Below are 18,468 nucleotides of genomic sequence, written 5' to 3' on the forward strand. Positions count from 1 at the left end.
TGTCTGTCGCCGGCTTCGCCTATGTAATGCGTTCACCCGGATGCTCATGTGTTCCGGACCGTGACGGAAAGCTCGCTGCACAACCGATAGCGTCGACGCTGCTGCGTACGAGAGCTTGAACAAGAAAAGGAAGGGGACACCATGAGCAGGATGCGCATTGCATGTTTCACGATGCTGACGGTGATGGGCGGATTCGCGTCTCCGAACCTGGTGCGCGCCGAAGGCACGATCCCGATTGCAGGTTCCTTCGACCTGAGCGGCGCCGCCGCCGATGTCGGACGCGACGTCCTCAACGGCACGCAATACGCGGTGAAGGTGGTGAACGATCGCGGCGGGGTGCTCGGCCAGAAGCTGGATCTGCGCTATCAGGACAACGGCACCAATCCGCAGCGCGCCGTCGATCAGGCGACCAGCCTCGTGCGCGACGGCGCCAAATTCCTGACTTCGCCACAATCGTCCGCGAGCGCCATCGCCGTGAGCAAGGCTGTGGCGGCCCGCTTCAAGGTGCCGATGTGCGCCAACTCGGCCAACTCGGACGACATCACGATCAAGGACTTCCATCCCTACGTGTTCCAGATCGGCGCGAGTTCGTACATGGAAGCGCGCGCCCTCGCCGCGCGCCTCGCCAAGAAGCCGTACGTGCGCTACGCCGTGGTCTCGGCGGACTACGCCGGCGGGCGCTCGGGCGCGAACCGCTTCAAGCAGTCGATCAAGGAACTCAATCCGAAGGCCGAGATCGTCGTCGAGGAATATCCGAAGTTCGGGGCGACGGACTACTCCGCGTCGCTGAACAAGATTCTGGCGGCCAAGCCGGACTACGTTTGGACCTTCCTGTTCGGCTCCGATCTCATCACTTTCACGAAGCAGGCCCGTGCGCTGGGCTTTTTCAAGCAGATCGACAACAAGTTCATGGCGCTCTATGACGGCAACACGCTGAAAGCCCTCGGCGCGGATGCCGCGGTCGGCACCGAAGGCTTCCAGAGAGCGCCGGCCAATCTGCTCCTCACGTCGTCGCCGGAGAGCAAGGCCTATATCGAAGGCTACAAGAAGGTGTACGGCTCGTACCCGTCCGACTGGACGACGCTGGCCTACGACTGCGTGATGACATGGGCGCAAGCCGCGACCCGGGCGAAATCGATCGAACCGGCCGACGTCATCAAGACGCTCGACGACGGCGAATTCCAGTCGGTACGAGGCGCGTTCCGCATCGGCAAGTTCGATCATCAGGCCGAGGTGCCGATCTATATCGGCACCGTTGCGCAGGATCCCGCATTCGGTCAGCCCGTATTGAACATCACGGACATCATCCCCGGCCAGACGGTCCGTCCGACCGAAGAGGCCCTGCGATCCATGCGCGGCAAGTAATCACGACTCGACGAGGAGCGGCCGATGTCCCTGCAATTGTTCTTCGCTCAAATCCTGACCGGTATCGCCACCGGCGCGCTGTACTTCCTCGTCGCGTCGGGGCTCACGCTGGTCTGGGGCGCGCTCGGCGTCGTCAATCTCGCGCACGGGTCGTTCTTCATGATCGCGGCGTTCTCCGCCACCACCATCGTGATGCAGCTCGGCCCGAACCTCGGGCTGCCCGTCGCGCTGCTGGTCGTGCCCGTGATCATGGTGGTGCTCAGCGCCGCGCTGGAAGTCTCGCTCTTCAGACGAGTCTATGCGGGCGGCATCTGGGGGCAGCTGCTTCTGACGTTCGGGCTGGTTCTCGTCATCAACAACCTGATCCGCTGGATGTTCGGCTCCCTGCCCCGCTCGGTCGCGGCGCCCGATCTGCTGCGCGGCTTTGTCGAAGTCGGCGGGATTCGCATCGCGCAGTATCAGGTGGCCGTGATCGTGGTGACGGCCATCGTCTCCTGCGGACTCTGGTATCTGCTCGCCAGGAGCCGGACCGGCAGGCTGATCCGGGCGGCCGTCGACGATCCGGCCATGCTCGGTGCAGTCGGCGTCGATGTGAAAGTGCTGCGCACCAAGGTCATGGCGCTTTCGGCCCTGCTTGCCGGGGTCGCGGGTGTCGTCGCCGCGCCCCGGGGCGCCGTCAATGCCACCCTCGATGTCCAGATGGTCGTGATCGCCTTCGCGATCATCGTCATCGGCGGACTCGGCTCAGTGTGGGGCGCGCTGACGGCCGCCATCGTTGTCGGCGTCGCGGAAGCGGTGTCGACGATCTTCATCGACCAGGGCAGCGAAATCGTCGTCTTCGCACTCATGGTGCTGGTTCTCGTCGTCAAGCCTTCCGGACTTCGCACCATCATTCAGCATTGAGGAACGCCCCGTGGAACGCCTCTCCCTCCGGCAGATCGTGCTCATCCTCGCCATTGGCGCGTTCTGCGCCGCGCTGGTGCTGGTCATTCCCGAAGTGCGGCTGCATTCCATCGCCCGCGTCGCACTCTTCGCCGGCGCCGCGATGTCCCTGAACCTGCTGATCGGCAACGCGGGACTGATCTCCGTCGGCCAGGGCATGTTCCTGGGAATCGGCGCTTATACGGTCGCGATCGCCAACATCAAGTTCGATATTCCGTTCGGGCAGGCCGCCCTGCTCGTCGTCCCGATCTCGCTGGTGCTGGCCTGTCTCGCCGGCGCCGTCGCGTTGCGGGCGCGCTCGCTGTTCTTCGCCCTGCTCACCCTGGCGATCGCGCAGGTGTTCTATGTCCTCGCGGCGCGCAACTACAACCTGACAGGAGGCGACGACGGCCTCGTCGGCATCCTGATCCCGGCCTGGCTCGACAGCGAAGCCGCGCAATACCTGCTCGTCGTGTGCAGCACGACCGCCATCTGCCTCGCGCTGCTGGTGCTGCTGGCGTCGCCGTTCGGCGCGACCTTGCGAGCCGTGCGCGACAACGCCGACCGGGTGGCCTCGCTGGGCGGCAATCCGCGGCTCTACGAGTTCAGCGCGTTCGTCATCACGGGCGTGATCGGCGGCTTGCTCGGCATCGTCGCCGCGGCGATCAACCGCTCGGTCGAGCCGAACATCGTCTCGTGGACCACGGGAACCGAACTGCTGGTGATGGTGGCGCTCGGCGGCCGCTCGACCTTCCTCGGTCCGATCACCGGCGCCATCCTGCTGGAACTGGCCCGTTCCAACATCCAGCGCTATTCGGATCACGCGGATCTGGCCGTGGGGCTGATCGTCATCTGCTGCGCGGTGTTCCTGCCGGAAGGCATCGGCGCCGCCCTGCGCGTGGTCTTCACGAGGCTGAAGACTTCACGGCGGGTTGCACGCGACGAGGTGCGCGCATGACTTCCGCACTCGCGCAGCCGGTTCTGTCCGCCGACAGTCTGACCAAGTCCTTCAGCACCTTCACGGCGGTGCGCGGCGCCTCGATCGATATCCACAGCGGCGAGGTGGTGGCGATCATCGGTCCGAACGGCGCGGGCAAGACCACCTTCTTCGATCTGCTCACGGGGCGCAAGATTCCGGACAGCGGCACGGTCCGCATCTTCGGCAAGGACGTGACCCGCATGCCGCCCTGGCGGCGGGTGCGCCTGGGCCTGGCGCGCTCGTTCCAGGTCAGCAGCGTGTTCGGGACGCTGAGCGCGCTCGAAAACGTGCAGCTCGGCATCGCGCTCGCGAAACGTCAGGCCTGGCATCCGTTCGGCCTCGCGGTGCGCCGGCATCGCGATCATGCGGCGGCGCTGCTTGAGGAAGTGGGTCTCGCCGATCGCATGCATCTTCCGGCTGGCAAGCTCTCTCACGGCGATCAACGTTCGCTGGAACTGGCGGTCGCCCTGTCGTCGAACCCGAGAATCCTGCTTCTGGACGAACCGACGGCCGGCATGGGCGTAGCGGAATCGGCGGAGTGCCTGGAACATATCAGCGCGATCACGCGCAAGAACGATATCCCCATTCTCTTCGTCGAACACGACATGAGTATCGTGTTCAGCTTCGCCACGCGGATCGTCGTGCTGGCGGCGGGCGAAGTGATCATGAACGGCAGCCCGGCCGAAGTCAGGGCAAACGAGCGCGTCCGCGAGGTCTACTTTGGTGAAAATCTCTGAGCCGATGTTCCAGGTTCGCGGACTCGACGCCGGCTACGGCAACGTGACGATCGTACGGAATGCCAATGTCAGCATCGAGGCCGGCGAAGTGGTCGGGCTGGTCGGCCGCAATGGCGCGGGCAAGACCACTTTCATCTCGTCGATTGCAGGGCTGATCGACAGCACGAAGGGTTCCATTCTTCTGGAAGGTCACGAACTCGCCGCCCTTCCCTTGCATCGCCGCGTTCAGGGCGGCATTGCGATCGTTCCGAGCGGCGGACGGCTCTTCAAGAATCTGACCGTCGCGGAGAATCTGGCGATAGGCCTGACGAGACCGTCCGGGAACGACCTGCTGCCGGTCTTCGAGCTGTTCCCGGAGCTGAAGAAACTGCGCGAACGCAACGCCGGCAAGCTGTCGGGCGGTGAGCGCCAGATGGTGGCCATGGGCCGCGCGATGCTGCTCGAGCCGAAACTCCTGCTGCTCGACGAACCCACCGAAGGCCTGGCGCCGATCATCGTGCTGCGGCTGGCCGACGCATTGCGCCGGCTGCTCGAACGCGGCGTGGCGATGCTCATCGCGGAACAGAATGTGAAGTTCACCGACCTGATCTGCAACCGCCGATACATGATCGAGAAAGGCAGCATTACCGCCTGAACGGCGTCGCGCGGCGGGAACGATCCCGCCGGCGGGATCGCTCCGTCTCAGACCATGGCACTGCGCGCGTCGGTTTCACGCGTGCTGGCGCGGCTCAGCAGAAAGCCCGTATAGCCGGCCGCCGCGACGTCGTCGCACTTCTTGCGATAGGTGCCGTGGCCGCCGAGATAGGGCAGGAAAACATGCGGCTTGCCCGGAACATTCGCCCCGACATACCACGAGTTCGCTTTCAGATAGAGCGTCTTCGCGACAACCTCCTGAACGTGCTGCATCCAGTCCTCTTCGGCCTGCGCATCGGCGTCGATGCGTTCGACGCCCAGTTTGCGCAGGTCGATCATGCAGCGCGTGATCCAGTCCACATGCTGCTCGATGCTCATCGACATGTTCGCGAGCGGCCCCGGACTGCCCGGCCCCGTCACCGTGAACAGGTTCGGAAAGCCGCTCGTCATCAGGCCGAGATAGGTTTTCGCGCCGCCCGACCACTTGTCGGTCAGCGTGCGCCCATCGATGCCGCGCACGTCGATACGCGTGAGCGCGCCGGTCAGCGCATCGTATCCGGTCGCGTAGATCAGCACGTCGAGTTCGTGCAGGCCGTGGTTCGTCACGATGCCTTCCGGCACCACGCGATCGATCGGCGTCTGCTTCAGGTCGACCAGCGTCACGTCGGCGCGGTTATAGACGCCGTAGTAGGTGTCGCCGAGGCACGGCCGCTTGGTGCCGAACGGAAAACCGCGCGGCATCAGCTTCGCCGCGACCTGCGGATCCTTCACGGTCTCGCCGATCTTGCCGCGAATGAACTCGGCGACCGTCTCGTTCGCGGCCTCGTTCGACAGGATGTCGCCATAACACATGCGAAAACCGAGCAACTGGCTGTTCTCCCATGCGTTCTCGTACTTCTTCAGGCGCTCCTGCGGCGTCGCGTCGAGCGCCGATTCGACCGGAAACGGCACCGCAATGCCGAAGCGCGTAAGACGGCTGACCGCGCGGCGTTCCGCATAGATCGCGCGCACGCGGGCGCGCATCTCCGGCGTCAGCGGATGATTCTTCGCCGGCACCACATAGACGGCGGTGCGTTGAAACACCGTCAGATGCCGGCACTCTCCGGCGAGCGCCTGAATCACCTGAATGCCCGACGAGCCCGTGCCGATCACGCCGACGCGCTTGCCCTCGAAATTCACCTCGTGATGCGGCCAGCGGCCCGTGTGATGGCTTTCGCCGGCGAACGTGCCGATCCCCGGAATCTCGGGCGGCTTCGGCACCGACAGCACGCCCGTCGCGGGCACGAAGAAGCGCGCATGCGTGACCTTTCCGTCGGAGGTCGTCACGCGCCAGATATTGCGCTGCTCGTCGAATTCGGCGGCTTCGACTTTCGTATTGAAGCGGACGTGCCGGCGCAAGTCGAAACGATCGGCGACGTGATTCAGATAGCGCATCAATTCCGCCGACGTCGGATAGCGCTCCGGCCAGTCCCATTCGTCCTGAAGCTCGGGCGAAAACGAATACGAATAGTCCCAGCACTCGAGATCCACGCGCGCGCCGGGATAGCGATTCCAGTACCACGTGCCGCCGATGCCGTCGCCGGACTCGAAAGCCTGGATGCGGAAGCCCGCATCGGTGAGACGCTTGATCGCATACAGCCCGGCAAAACCGGCGCCGACGACGACGGCGTCCAGTACGTCGTTCGAGTGTGGGTTCATCTGAATCGTCTCCTGGGAAATGAATCGTTCTTCGCAGGAGTCCATTGAATCGCCGCACGGCGGCAGGCATCAATCGGGACGTGAACCTTATCCCGTACATTGAAATCGGTACGGAGCCGGGTTCAGGCATGTCAGGCCCGTCGCCGTTCCGTGCAGCCGCCGCCCGTTTCAAAGTACGGCAGACTCGCGTCGCGGGCGTTGACGCGGCACTGGCCGGCTCGGCATCGTGGATGTCATCCAACCCCAAGGAGTGCGATGCCGTGTCCACTGCCCTGCAACGCCTGATCGACAAGGATCTGATTCGCGACGTGCTGCTGCGCTACGCACGCGGCGTGGATCGTCGGGACTGGGAGCTCGTCCGCGCCGCCTTCTTCGAGGATGCCCGCGACGATCATGCGGACTTCGAAGGCACGCGGGACGCGTTCATCGCCTGGGTCAGGCAACGTCACGATGCGCCGAGCCTCCTCAAATCGACGCACTTTCTCGGCAACTGCCTCGTGGAATTCGCGTCCGATACCGTCGCCGCGGTCGAAACGTATTTCATCGCGCGGCTGGAACTGACGCCGGACGCCGGCGCGCACCGGTCGATGCTGGCCGCGCAGCACGCCGGGAGCGCGCAGAACAGCCGGGTTCAGGTGTCGGGACGTTATGTCGACCGCTTCGAGAAGCGCAACGAGGATTGGCGGATCGCGCAGCGCCGTACCGTGTTCGATGCCATCGAGTCGCAACTCGTCGATGCCGCCGACAACTCGCTCGATCCGGCCTGGACGCTCGGCCGCCGTGATCCGCACGATCCGGTGTTCGCGGCAAGGGCGGAAATCGGCTTGATCTGACGGGCCGGTTTCCGGACGAACACGACACCCTGCAGGAGGATTCATGACATTGCGCAGAAACGCGCTCGTAGTGGGCGGCGCCGGCGGGATCGGCGCGGCGTGCTGCGCGGCGCTCGCGGCGGACTGGACGCCGATCGTCGTCGACCGGGACGCGGACGCCGCCGGACGCGTGGCCGCCGAAACCGGCGGACGGGCTTACCGGCTCGACGTCGGCGACGTCGCTGCCATCGAATCGTGCATCGCTACCATCGAACACGAATGCGGCGACATCGACGGGCTCGTCTTCGCGGCGGGCGTGATTCCGCCGGCGCAAGGTCCGGCGCAGGTCGATGCGCCGGTCTGGGACGCGATCCTCGATATCAACGCGCGCGGCGCTTATGCGGTGAGCCGCCTCGTCGGATTGCGCATGGCGTCGCGCGAACGCGGCAGCATCGTGATGATTGCGTCGCTCGCCGGCATGATGCCGACGCCGCACCTCGCGTACGGCCCGTCGAAGGCCGCGATGATCAACCTGGCGGGCGCGCTGGCCGTCTATCTCGGGCGGCAAGGCGTGCGCGTGAATGCCGTTTCGCCGGGGCCCGTGCGCACACCGGTGATCGAAGCCAGCTATGCGCGCGGCGAGCGCGATCCCGCCGTCATGGCGCGGCAGACGGCGCTCGGTCGCGTGATCTCGCCGGGCGAACTGGCCGGGCCGATTGCCTTTCTGCTGTCCGATGCCGCCGCGGCGATCACCGGCACGAACCTCGTCGTCGATGCGGGTGCGAGCGCCACGCTGGGCTGGAACCTGTTCGGCGGCGTGGAGACCGTGCTGGCCGGATTGCAGCCGCAACGATAGACGCAATCGATCAGGAGACGAACGTCATGAGCCTCGACATCGAAACCCGCGCGTTCGTCGACACGCTCGCCGCGGCGGCGACGAAGCCGCGCCATCTGCTGACGCCGGACGAAGCGCGCAGCGCGTTCGCACGCATCAGCACGCTGCTGTCCGCCGGCGCCGAGGTGCGCGCGACCGTGCCGCTCGAGATCCCGGTCGATGGCGGCACGCTCCGCGCCCGCCTGTTCGTGCCCGCCGAAGCGCCTCACGCGCTACTGGTGTATTTCCACGGCGGCGGCTGGGTCGTCGGCGGGATCGACGAATTCACGCCGCTGTGCCGCGAGATCGCCGCGGGCGCGGGCGTCGCGGTGGCGCTCGTCGAGTATCGCAAGGCGCCGGAACATCCGTTCCCGGGACCGGTCGACGACGCCTGGCAGGCCGTGCGCTGGCTCGCCGCACAACAGGCCGCGCTGCTCGGCGCCGAGCTGCCCTTGCTGGTCGGCGGGGACAGCGCGGGCGGGAACCTCGCGATCGCGGTGACGCTGCTTGCGCGCCGCGAGCGGACGGTGTCGATTGCCGCCCAGCTGCTCGTCTACCCCGTGACGGATTGCGATTTCGATCGACCTTCGTATGTCGCGCCGGATAACCAGTTGCTGACGACGCGCGACGCGATGCTGGCCTACTGGAAGCACTACGCGCCGGCCGGATCCGCCCGGGCGTCGAGTCTCGCCGCGCCGTTGCGCGAGCCGGATCTTTCCGGCCTGCCGGAGGCGATCGTCGTCACCGCCGAGCACGACGTGCTGCGCGACGAGGGCGAGGCCTATGCACTGCGGCTGGAACAGGCCGGCGTGCGGGTTCATCATCTTCGCGCGCAAGGCCAGATGCATGGCTTCCTGATGATGATCGGCGTGCTGCCCGGCAGCCGCGACGGCCTTCGCTTCATCTGCGACCGGCTTCGCAGCGTGACTGCGCGCCCGGCCCGCTGACGCCGCCGGCACCCCGGGCATGCCCCAGCGTTGCCTCCGGCACGGCAGTTGTACCATCCGGGATACTCAGCGCACCGCGCCGGCCCTGGCGCCTCAACAGCAAACCAACGACGGAGACCCGCATGCAACCCGGCAGATCCTTGCCGACTCACGTCGATGCCCGGTCCGATAACGGTCCGCATGGCCTCGACACCGCGTGGCCCAAAATGCCGCGCGGCGAACGCGCGCCGGGCGGCGCGATGGTGACGCCGCTCGTGCGCGGGCTCTCGATTCTTGCCGAGTTCACCCCTGACAAGCCGTGGCTGGGCAATCTGGAAATCGCACAGGCCACCGGCATTCCGGCGCCGACCGTGCTGCGCCTCCTGAAGTCGCTGCTCGCGCTCGGCTACCTGCATCAGGACAAGGCAAGCCGCAAGTATTCGCTGGCTGCCGCGTCGCTGGCGCTCGGCTACGCGGCCATCGCCGATCCCGATCTGCTGCGGCTCGCCGGCATTGAAATGCAGAAGCTCGCTCAAGCCACCGATACCTATGTGCTGCTCGGCACGCGCGACCGGCTCGACATTCTCATTCTGGATACGCGGATCGGCAGCCGCGCGGTGCTCGATCTGCGGCTGCGGCCCGGCATGCGCATGCATATCGCGTATTCGCTGATGGGATGGGCGCTGCTCGCCGCGCTTCCGGATTCGGAACGCGCGTATCTGCTGGGTGAACTCGAACGGCGCCCCGACGACAACTGGCCGACCATCGGCCGCCGGACCCACGAAAAGATCGCCCAGGTGCGCGAACTGGGCTTCGGCATGCTGCACGGCGAATGGGAGCCGGAGCTCGCGTGCGTCGCCGCGCCGGTGCCGCTGCCCGATCGGCCGCCGCTCGTGCTGGGCTGCGTCGGCCGCACCGCCCGTCTCGCGCAAGCGCGGCTCGAACGCGAACTGGGGCCGCGGCTCGTCGCGATCGCCGAGACCTTGCGTGGCCGCGTACCGGTGCCGGTCTGAATCCGCCCGCTCACGATGACGCACGCGCCCGTCACGCCCGTCACGCTCACGCTGGATCGCGGCCTGCAGATCCTGCGCGCGTTCCACGCCGAACGTGCGCCGCTGAACAACGGCGAGCTGGCGCAGCGCACCCGCATGTCCCGATCAGCCGTCTCGCGCCTGACCTCGACCCTGATACAGCTCGGCTATCTTCGTCGTGTCGCGGGCGGTTCCCGCTTCGAACTGGCGAGCGGCGTGTTCGGCATCGGTCATGCATATCTGGTGAGCAATCCCGTCACGCGGCTCGCGCATCCGCTGATGCAGCGGCTCGCCGACCGGCTCGACGTCTCCGTCGCGCTCGCTGCACCCAACGGGCTCGACATGCTGTATGTCGCGCATCGCACGAGTGCGCGCATTGCCACGTTGCGGCTGGGCGTCGGTTCGTTGCTGCCGATGGGCCTCACCGCGATCGGGCGCGCATGGCTCTGGGGGCTGTCCGAACCGCAGCGGCAGCACTATGTGGCCCGTCTGCTGGAGGCCGCGGGCCCGCAGCGTGAAGGCCTACGCAGCGAAATCGACAGCGCCTTCGACGATCTGCGCAGCAACGGCGTGTGCATGTCGTTCGGCCAGTTCCAGCGCGATGCCTATGGCATTGCCTTGCCGGTCCGCATCGGCCGCGAAGCCGTGCCGATGTCGCTGAGTTGCGGCGCAATCCGGTTCCAGCGCGATATCGACGCCGTCAGGCAGCGCGTCGTGCCGGCGCTCAAACAGGCTGCGCTCGAACTCGAAACGGAATTGCGCGACGTGCGCCACGAGCCGTAGCCTGAGCGCTTACCGCTGTGCTTCATGGATCCACGCCGCGATGTCGAGCAGCGCCTGCTGCGCCCGCGCGCACACGGCGCCCATGCGGAGAAAGCCGTGAATCAGGCCGTCGTGACGCCATAGCGTGGTTGCCACGCCCGCCTCCGAAAGGCGGCGCGCGTAGGCCTCACCTTCGTCGCGCAGCGGATCGAATTCGGCGGTGACGACCAGCGCCCGCGGCACGCCCGCGAGCGATGTCGCACGCAAGGGACAAGCATGCGGGTCCGCTGCGTCCATTTCGTCGGCGAGATAGTCGGCCCAGAAGCGGATCATCGCCGCGCGCGTCAGCGAATAGCCAGACTGGTTGTCGAGATAGGAAGGCGTCGGCGGCGTGTGGTAGCCGGTCACCGGATAGACCAGCACCTGCGCGCGCAACCCGGGCCCGCCTTCGTCGCGGATACGCAGCGCCGTCACCGCGGCGAGATTGCCGCCGGCACTATCGCCTGCCACGACGATGCGCGCCGGATCGACCGAGAGCGCATTCGCATGGCGTTCGACCCAGCGCACTGCGTCGAGGCAATCGTGAACGGCGGCGGGAAAGCGATGCTCGGGCGCGAGCCGGTAGTCGATGGCGATCACGGCCGCGCCGCTGCCGATGCACAGGTCGCGGCAGACGTGATCGTGCGTGTCGAGGTTGCCGATCACGAAACCGCCGCCGTGAAAGAACACCGTGATGCCCTGGCTTCGCGCACGCTGCGGCCGGTACAGCCGCGCGGCCAGCACGCGGCCGTCAAGCGCGATGGACAGGGCGACCGACTCGCCCACCGGCGTGCGCCGTTCGAGCGGCGGAAAGGCGAGACTCGCGCGCAGTGCGTCGACGGAGAGCGTCTCCATCGGCGGCGCGGATTCGAGCGTCTTCAAAACCGCGGCAATGTCGGGATCGAGCGCCATGACGCTCACACCGCCAGCGTCGGCAAGCCGGAGATGACGAAGCCGCGATAGCCGTCGCGCACGACTTCCTCGCAGATCGCCTTGTACCGGTGATAGCCGCCCACGTACGGCATGAACACGCGCGGCTTGCCCGGCACGTTCGCGCCCGTGTACCACGACTCCGCCAGCGGATACAGCGTGGCATCGGCCGTTTCGTTGACATGCTCGATCCAGCGCGTTTCCGCGTCCGCATCCGGCTCGATCGTCCGGCTTCCGCGCGCGTCGAGCATCGCGACGCATCCGGCGATCCAGTTCAGGTGCTGCTCAATGGCGCACACCATGTTCGCCTTCACGGACGGGCTGCCCGGCCCCGTCACGATGAACAGGTTCGGGAATCCGGCCGTCATTAGCCCGAGATAGGTGCGCGGCCCGTGCGCCCATTTCTGCCTGAGGGTCAGGCCGTCGCGCCCGCGAATGTCGATATCCGCGAGCGCGCCGGTGATGGCGTCGAAACCGGTCGCGAACACGATCGTATCGAGCGCGTAAGTGGCCGCGGCGGTCTGCACGCCCGTTTCCGTGATCGCGACGATCGGCGCCGACTTCGTATCGACCAGCTTCACGTTCGGCCGGTTGAACGTCTCGTAGTAGCCCGTATCGAGACACAGGCGCCGCGCGCCGATCGGATGATCCTTCGGCACGAGCAACTCGGCGGTCGCCGGATCCTTCACCGTGCTGCGGATCTTGCCGCGCACGAATTCGGCGGCCGTATCGTTCGCGGCCTTGCTGGTGAGCAGGTCCGTGTACGAATACAGAAAGCTGATGCTGCCGCCGTTGCGCCATTTCTCTTCGAACTTCGCGAGACGCGCTTCGGCTGTGTCGTCGAGCGCGTTCTTCGTCGGCGCCGGATGTCCTGCTATGCCGAACGGCGTGTTCTGCGCCTCGGCACGCCAGAATCCGTAGCGCGTCTTGTGCCGGTCGCGTTCGTCGGCCGACAGCGCACGGTTGCGCGCCGGCAGCGTGAAGTTGGCGGTGCGCTGGAACACGATCAGCTCGCTCGCCTGCTGCGCGATGATCGGAATAAGCTGGATGCCCGAAGAGCCGGTGCCGATCACGCCGACCCGGCGTCCCGTGAAATCGACCGGTCGGTTCGGCCAGCGGCCCGTGTGATGCCAGTCGCCCTTGAAGGACTCCAGTCCCGCGAAGTCCGGAACCCGCGGCAGCGACAGATTGCCCGTCGCCATCACGCAGAAGCGCGCGGTGGTGGTCTGCCCTTCGGCGGTGGTGATGCGCCAGCGGTTGCCGGACGCGTCGAAGGCCGCCGACTGCACGCGCGTGTCCAGTTGAATGTCGCGGCGCAGATCGAAACGATCGGCGACGTGATGGATGTAGCGAAGAATGTCGGCCTGGGTGGAGAAGCGGTCCGGCCAGTCCCATTCCTGCTGAAGGTCGTCGGAGAACGAATACGAATACTCGAGACTGTCCACGTCGCAGCGCGCGCCGGGATAGCGGTTCCAGAACCACGTGCCGCCGATGCCGCTGCCCGCTTCGAACGCCCGCACCCGCAAGCCCAGCTTGCGGAACCGGTACAGCGCATAGAGGCCCGCGAATCCCGCCCCGACGATTATCACGTCCACATCCGGCGTGACACCGGCCTGACCGACATCAGGATGGCGCATGGAGCATCTCCATCGGTTCACGAGAAGGGTGATTGGCCCGCGATGATCCGAAGCTCAGGCCACCGACCGTTTCGAGGTAATGCCGCCGTCCACCGTGAAGATCGTGCCGCTCGTGTAACCCGAGCGGGGCGACGCGAGATAGACGAACAGGTCAGCGATTTCCTCCACCGTCGCGGCACGCCCGAGCGGATAAGCCGCCATCAGTTCGGCGGACCGCGCTGCGTCGCCGAGCAGCCGTTGCGCATGACTTCTCAGCACCTTGGCGATCCGCTCGGTGCTCACCGGACCGGGATTGACGCCCACGACACGGATCCCGTCCTCCAGGCTGCGGCCACCCAGCGCGCAGGTGAAGGCCATGAGCGCGGCATTGCCGGTCGAGCCCGCGATGTAGTTGAAGTCGAAGTTCTGGCCGCCGTTGCCGATGTTGTTCAGGATCACGCCGCCGCCCCGCTCCTTCATGCGCGTGTAGATCACACGCGTGAGGTTGACGTAGCCGAACACCTTCAATTCCCAGCCCCGCCGCCACGCGTCTTCATCCACATCCCAGAGCGTGCCGCCGGGAATCGCGCCGGCGTTGTTCACGAGGACGTCGACGTCTCCCGCGAAGGCCGCGAGTTCCGCGATCGCGCCGGACTGAGTCATATCCAGTGCGAGCACCTCCACCTGCACGCCGTGCGCATCGCGCAGGGCGGCTGCCAGTGTGTCCAGCTTGTCGGCGGAACGTGCCGTCAACGCGAGGTGGCAGCCCTCGGCGGCGAATGCCCGGGCGAGCCCTTCGCCGATGCCCTGCGATGCGCCGGTGATCAGGACGCGCCGGTTTGCAAGTTTCATGTCCATGGTGATTCCCGTCTCCCCCGTTTTGTTCGCGAGCGTGACAGCCGTCGGGAAGCGCGGCCGCCTCCGGCATTGAACGCCGGATGCGCAGGCCATGGCCGCACGCCGCGCACGTTGTTCCGTACTTCGACAGGCCGCCCGCGAATGCCGGTCATCCGGTCAATAGATGGTGACGCCGCTGTCCACCGGAATGATCTGTCCGGTGGTGCGGCATGACTCGTCCGATGCCAGATAGACGGCGACATGCGCCATGTCCACCGGCTCGCACGGACCGAGCAGGCAATCGGCTGCCAGTTTGCGCAGTTCCTCGCGCTCGTCGACCAGATGCCGCACGCGCTCGGAGAGCGTCAGCCCTGGCGCGATCGCGTTGATGCGGATGCGCGCCGGCGCATATTCCAGCGCCATCGACCGGGTCAGCGCATGGACGCCGCCCTTCGCCGCCGTGTAGCAGTCGCGCTCGGCCAGCGCCATCAGCGCGACCATCGACGAGAAATTGATGATGGAGCCGCCGCCCGTCTTCTGCAGATAAGGAATGCCGTATTTGCACACGAGAAACGTGCCGAACAAGTCGAGCTTGATGGCGCGCCAGAACTCATCTTCCGGCGCCTCGGTCACGCGTGCGTCGGCGGGCGTCGATCCGCCCGCGGCATTGCACAGGACATCGATCTTGCCGAACGCCTGCGCCGCGCGTGCGAGGCCGTCGCAGACGTTCTGTTTGTCGGTGACGTCGAGGCGCACCGGAATGATCCGGTCGCCGCCGCCGCTGGCATCGGCCGCCGCTTCCGAGAGATGCGCGTGAATGTCGCCGGCGAGCACGCGCGCGCCCTCGGCGATGAAAAGCTTGCAGATCTCCGTGCCGATGCCGCCACCCGCGCCGGTCACGAACGCAACCTTACCTTCCAGCCTTGCCATTTCACGTCTCCTTTGGAAAAACGAAGTGTCTGCCCGGGCATCCGATGACGGCAACCGGCGCCCCGTCCACTCGCTCCCGTGTATCCCGGGTCCGCGTCATTCGATGACGACCGCCTGTTCCTGCAGATGCCGCGCGGCCGCGACCAGCCGCGGTCCGAGTTCCCGTTCGACGCGCGCACGCCCCAGCCGGACGCTGTGCCCGACACAGGCGAGCACCAGCGGCGTCTGGTCATGCAGCACCAGCGGCACGGCGAGAATCGTCAGGTCCGGTTCCCATTCGCCGAGCGACACGCAATAGCCGAGGTTCTGCACCTGCGAGATGCCCTTGCTGATGCGGCGGCGCAGGCCGGGCCAGTCACGTCCCGCACGGCGTTCGATATTGCCGAGCAGATAGAAGCGTTCGAGCTCGGGCAAGGCCGCCAGCAAGGCCCAGCCCATCGGCGACGACGCGATGCCGAGCCGCGTCCCCGCGTACAGCGTCAGGTCGATCGAGGCTGGCTTGCCCGCGCAGCTCTCCAGTACGATCACCTCGAGCCGGTCCCGCGTGCCGAGCATCACATGCGTGCCGTTGGTGTTCGCGAACGCCTGCATTTCGAGTTGCGCGAGCAGTTGCACGCTGGAATGCGCGATCGCCGCGTAACCGAGCGACAGCACCGGCGCCGCCAGCCGATACTTGCGGCGCTGCGTGGAGTGATGCAGATAGCCGAGCGCGACGAGCGAACGCGTGAGCCGCGAAACCGTCGGCGCGGGAATGCCGGTTTCGATCACCAGTTCCTGATTGCCCAGCCAGGGCTCGTGGGGTGAAAAGGCGGCGAGGATCGCCAGGCTCCGCGCCAGCGGCACGACCATGCCTCGCGATGCCGGACCGCCGTCCGCCGCGCCGCTGTCTCCGATCGAAGCGTGGTACCAGCTCGCGTCTTCCTGCCCGAACAAGGGCGACGCTGTCAGGTTGACCTGCGGCGGCATCGATTGCTCCGTGTTGTCCCGATTCCATGAGCGACCCCGAATGGCATGGACCGATCGTTCATCGCGGCGCGCCGGGCAGCCAGGCGGCACGCGACAAGCATTCATCTCATGCAGGGCATTACACGCGCCGCACGGAAACGAGTCAAAGCAAAGCGTGCAAATGTTCCGTATTCTGGAATGAGACCGATGCGCGAACCCGTCGGCGTACCGCATCCGGCACGAACCGCGGCCTTACCAAGGTACGGAACAGAGTCTTCGCACAGGTTGACCCACAACCGGCGCCGTCACATCGTACGAACTCGGATCCAATGACGTCACCTTCATCATGCCGCTCCCAGTCGATTACCGGATGACCCCTCCCCTCTCCCTCTCGTGCAGGCCGGCTCGCAGCCACCCAGGAGACCGATCATGAGCAATGTCGAAACCGGCAAGGTCTGGCATCCGGGTGAGCGCGAGTTGCAGAACGCCGGCATCGTGAAGCTGATGCGCGCGCTCGACGTGTCTTCGTATGACGAACTGATGCGCGTATCGATCGAGGAGCCCGAGCGCTACTGGACCATCGTGATGCGCGAATGCGCGATCGCCTGGGACGTGCCGCCCACCGGCTATGCGGACCTGTCGCGCGGACCGCAGTTTCCGAGCTGGTTCCCCGGCGGCAGGCTCAACTGGGTCAACACGATCTACGCATGGGGCCGCGAGCCTTCCACCGCGCAGCAGAGGGCCGTGGTGGCGGAGCACGAGGACGGCAGCGTGGGCACGCTGACCTATGCCCAACTGGAAGAACGCACGCGCGATTTCGCCGCGGGTCTCGCGCAACACGGCGTCAGACAGGGCGACCGTGTCGGCCTGCTGATGGAAAACGGCGTCGAGGCGACGGTCTCGCTGCTGGCCATCGTGCATCTGGGCGCGCTGGTCGTGCCGCTGTTCAGCGGCTTCGGCGTCGATGCGATCATCGCGCGCCTGTCGGCCGCCGAGGCGCGCATGGTGATCGCGACCACGGGCTTCGCGCGGCGCAGCCGGCGCGTGAACGTGGAAGGCGCGCTGCGCGATGCGTGGCGCGCGTTGCCGCTGCTCGAACACGTGATCTGGAAACGGGCGGAAGGCGACACGGCGCAGGATCCGCGCGATCTCGACTGGCAGGACACCGCGACGCGGGCGCAAGGCCTGGGCGAAGCGCCGGTGACCGTCACGCCCGATACGCCGTTCATGGTGATCTATACCTCGGGCACCACGGGCCGGCCCAAGGGCGTGGTGCACACGCATGGCAGCTTTCCGATCAAGGTGGCGCACGACTCGCTGATCCATTTCGACGTGCATCCCGGCGACGTCTATTGCTGGCCCGCCGACATGGGCTGGATCGCGGGCTCGCTGGTGCTCGGCTGTGCGCTGCTGCGCGGCGCGACGCTGGTGTGCTACGACGGCGCCCCCGATTATCCCGACTGGTCGCGCATGGCGCGCGTCGTCGAACGGCACAGGATCACGCACTTCGGCTCAGCGCCCACGCTGATCCGCGGGATGGCCAGCAACGAGGACGTCGCGCTCCAGGGCGACCGCTCGACGGTCCGCCTGCTGATCACCGCGGGCGAAAGCATCGCGCCCGAGCATTGCAGCTGGTTCATGCAGCGTTTCGGCGACGGCACGGCGCCCGTCATCAACTACACGGGCGGCACCGAAGCGTCCGGCGCGCTGCTTGCCAGCGTGCCAATCCGTCCGATTCCGCCGAGCGGCTTCAACACCGTTTCGCCCGGCGTCGCGGCGGACGTGGTGGACGCCGAAGGCCGGAGCGTGACCGGCGAAGTCGGCGAACTGGTGCTGCGGGCGCCCTTCCTCGGCATGACGCAATCGTTCTGGCGCGACGACCAGCGCTATCTGGAAACCTACTGGCAGACCATTCCGGGGCTCTGGGTGCACGGCGATCTGGCTTTGCGCACGCCCGACGGCAACTACTTCATGATGGGCCGCTCCGACGACACGCTCAAGGTCGCCGGCAAGCGCCTGGGTCCCGCCGAAGTCGAGGAAGTCGTGCTGGAACTGCCCGACGCGGCCGAAGCCGCCGCGATCGGCGTGGCCGATGCCGACAAGGGCCAGAAGCTCGTGGTGTTCGTCGTGGCGCGGCCCGGCGCGAGCATCGCGGGCGCGAATCTGGAGGCGCTCGTGGCCGACCATGTCGGCAAGCGCCTCGGACGCCCCTTCAGGCCCGGTCAGGTGCATTCGATCGCGCAGCTGCCCAAGACCCGCAGCTCCAAGATCATGCGGCGGGTGCTCCGCAGCGTGTATTGCGGGCTGCCGCCGGGCGATCTGTCGTCGCTGGACAATCCTGCCGCGCTCGACGATGTGCGCGCGGCGGCGACTTCGGCCTGACCCGGACGACGCCTGACCTTGGGAACGGGCAGGTTCGCAACCGGGCCACGC

General features: G+C 66.6%; 17 protein-coding genes. 11 read left to right on the forward strand and 6 right to left on the reverse strand.

Features of this window, described 5'->3' with window-relative positions:
• Positions 1-141: 141 nt before the first annotated feature.
• Genes QCE69_RS10360 through QCE69_RS10380 form a run of 5 tightly spaced genes read left to right on the forward strand, consistent with a single transcriptional unit; the run spans position 142 to position 4,636 of the window.
• Positions 142-1,365 (forward strand): ABC transporter substrate-binding protein, encoded by a 1,224-nt coding sequence (locus QCE69_RS10360; RefSeq protein ID WP_309917643.1) that lies wholly within the window; start codon positions 142-144, stop codon positions 1,363-1,365.
• Between the two features lie 24 nt (positions 1,366-1,389).
• Positions 1,390-2,268: a branched-chain amino acid ABC transporter permease gene (locus QCE69_RS10365; RefSeq protein ID WP_309917646.1), complete on the forward strand. Its 879-nt coding sequence runs from the start codon at positions 1,390-1,392 to the stop codon at positions 2,266-2,268.
• Between the two features lie 10 nt (positions 2,269-2,278).
• Positions 2,279-3,244, forward strand: a complete 966-nt coding sequence (locus QCE69_RS10370) for a branched-chain amino acid ABC transporter permease (RefSeq protein ID WP_309917649.1) — start codon at positions 2,279-2,281, stop codon at positions 3,242-3,244.
• A complete protein-coding gene (locus tag QCE69_RS10375; RefSeq protein WP_309917651.1) occupies positions 3,241-4,002 on the forward strand; it encodes an ABC transporter ATP-binding protein in 762 nt (253 codons plus the stop codon). The genes QCE69_RS10370 and QCE69_RS10375 overlap by 4 nt, the downstream gene beginning before the upstream one ends.
• Positions 3,989-4,636 (forward strand): ATP-binding cassette domain-containing protein, encoded by a 648-nt coding sequence (locus tag QCE69_RS10380; RefSeq protein ID WP_309917655.1) that lies wholly within the window; start codon positions 3,989-3,991, stop codon positions 4,634-4,636. Before QCE69_RS10375 ends, QCE69_RS10380 begins: the two co-directional genes overlap by 14 nt.
• A 47-nt stretch (positions 4,637-4,683) precedes the next feature.
• Here the strand turns inward: QCE69_RS10380 and QCE69_RS10385 are convergent, their stop codons facing one another.
• Positions 4,684-6,333: an NAD(P)/FAD-dependent oxidoreductase gene (locus tag QCE69_RS10385; RefSeq protein WP_309930569.1), complete on the reverse strand. Its 1,650-nt coding sequence runs from the start codon at positions 6,331-6,333 to the stop codon at positions 4,684-4,686.
• A gap of 260 nt (positions 6,334-6,593) precedes the next feature.
• Here QCE69_RS10385 and QCE69_RS10390 point away from each other — a divergent pair, with 260 nt between their 5' ends.
• The 5 genes from QCE69_RS10390 (at position 6,594) to QCE69_RS10410 (ending at position 10,759) form a co-directional block, all read left to right on the forward strand.
• Positions 6,594-7,166: a nuclear transport factor 2 family protein gene (locus tag QCE69_RS10390; protein ID WP_309930571.1), complete on the forward strand. Its 573-nt coding sequence runs from the start codon at positions 6,594-6,596 to the stop codon at positions 7,164-7,166.
• 43 nt (positions 7,167-7,209) lie between these two features.
• A complete protein-coding gene (locus tag QCE69_RS10395; protein WP_309917663.1) occupies positions 7,210-8,001 on the forward strand; it encodes an SDR family oxidoreductase in 792 nt (263 codons plus the stop codon).
• A 26-nt stretch (positions 8,002-8,027) separates the two neighbouring features.
• Positions 8,028-8,966, forward strand: a complete 939-nt coding sequence (locus QCE69_RS10400; protein ID WP_309930572.1) for an alpha/beta hydrolase — start codon at positions 8,028-8,030, stop codon at positions 8,964-8,966.
• Between the two features lie 122 nt (positions 8,967-9,088).
• Positions 9,089-9,958, forward strand: coding sequence for an IclR family transcriptional regulator (locus QCE69_RS10405; protein WP_309930573.1), 870 nt, complete (start codon positions 9,089-9,091; stop codon positions 9,956-9,958).
• A 15-nt stretch (positions 9,959-9,973) separates the two neighbouring features.
• The gene (locus QCE69_RS10410) at positions 9,974-10,759 is read left to right on the forward strand and encodes an IclR family transcriptional regulator (protein WP_309930575.1); all 786 of its coding nucleotides are present in this window, start codon (positions 9,974-9,976) and stop codon (positions 10,757-10,759) included.
• A gap of 9 nt (positions 10,760-10,768) precedes the next feature.
• Here QCE69_RS10410 and QCE69_RS10415 read toward each other — a convergent pair whose 3' ends face one another.
• The 5 genes from QCE69_RS10415 to QCE69_RS10435 all read right to left on the reverse strand — a co-directional run bounded on the left by QCE69_RS10415 (position 10,769) and on the right by QCE69_RS10435 (position 16,056).
• Complete coding sequence (locus QCE69_RS10415) at positions 10,769-11,689, reverse strand: alpha/beta hydrolase (protein ID WP_309930576.1); 921 nt, start codon at positions 11,687-11,689, stop codon at positions 10,769-10,771.
• Positions 11,690-11,694: 5 nt separating this feature from the next.
• Positions 11,695-13,344 (reverse strand): NAD(P)/FAD-dependent oxidoreductase, encoded by a 1,650-nt coding sequence (locus tag QCE69_RS10420; RefSeq protein ID WP_309930579.1) that lies wholly within the window; start codon positions 13,342-13,344, stop codon positions 11,695-11,697.
• 54 nt (positions 13,345-13,398) lie between these two features.
• Complete coding sequence (locus QCE69_RS10425) at positions 13,399-14,181, reverse strand: SDR family oxidoreductase (RefSeq protein WP_309930580.1); 783 nt, start codon at positions 14,179-14,181, stop codon at positions 13,399-13,401.
• Between the two features lie 156 nt (positions 14,182-14,337).
• Complete coding sequence (locus QCE69_RS10430; RefSeq protein WP_309917685.1) at positions 14,338-15,090, reverse strand: SDR family oxidoreductase; 753 nt, start codon at positions 15,088-15,090, stop codon at positions 14,338-14,340.
• Between the two features lie 96 nt (positions 15,091-15,186).
• Positions 15,187-16,056, reverse strand: a complete 870-nt coding sequence (locus QCE69_RS10435) for a helix-turn-helix domain-containing protein (protein ID WP_309917688.1) — start codon at positions 16,054-16,056, stop codon at positions 15,187-15,189.
• Between the two features lie 408 nt (positions 16,057-16,464).
• On the opposite strand from QCE69_RS10435, the gene QCE69_RS10440 reads away from it, so the two are divergent.
• Positions 16,465-18,417: an AMP-binding protein gene (locus QCE69_RS10440; protein WP_404987836.1), complete on the forward strand. Its 1,953-nt coding sequence runs from the start codon at positions 16,465-16,467 to the stop codon at positions 18,415-18,417.
• The last annotated feature ends 51 nt before the right edge of the window (positions 18,418-18,468 follow it).

The organism is Caballeronia sp. LZ032, from assembly GCF_031451315.1.
Lineage (GTDB): Bacteria > Pseudomonadota > Gammaproteobacteria > Burkholderiales > Burkholderiaceae > Caballeronia.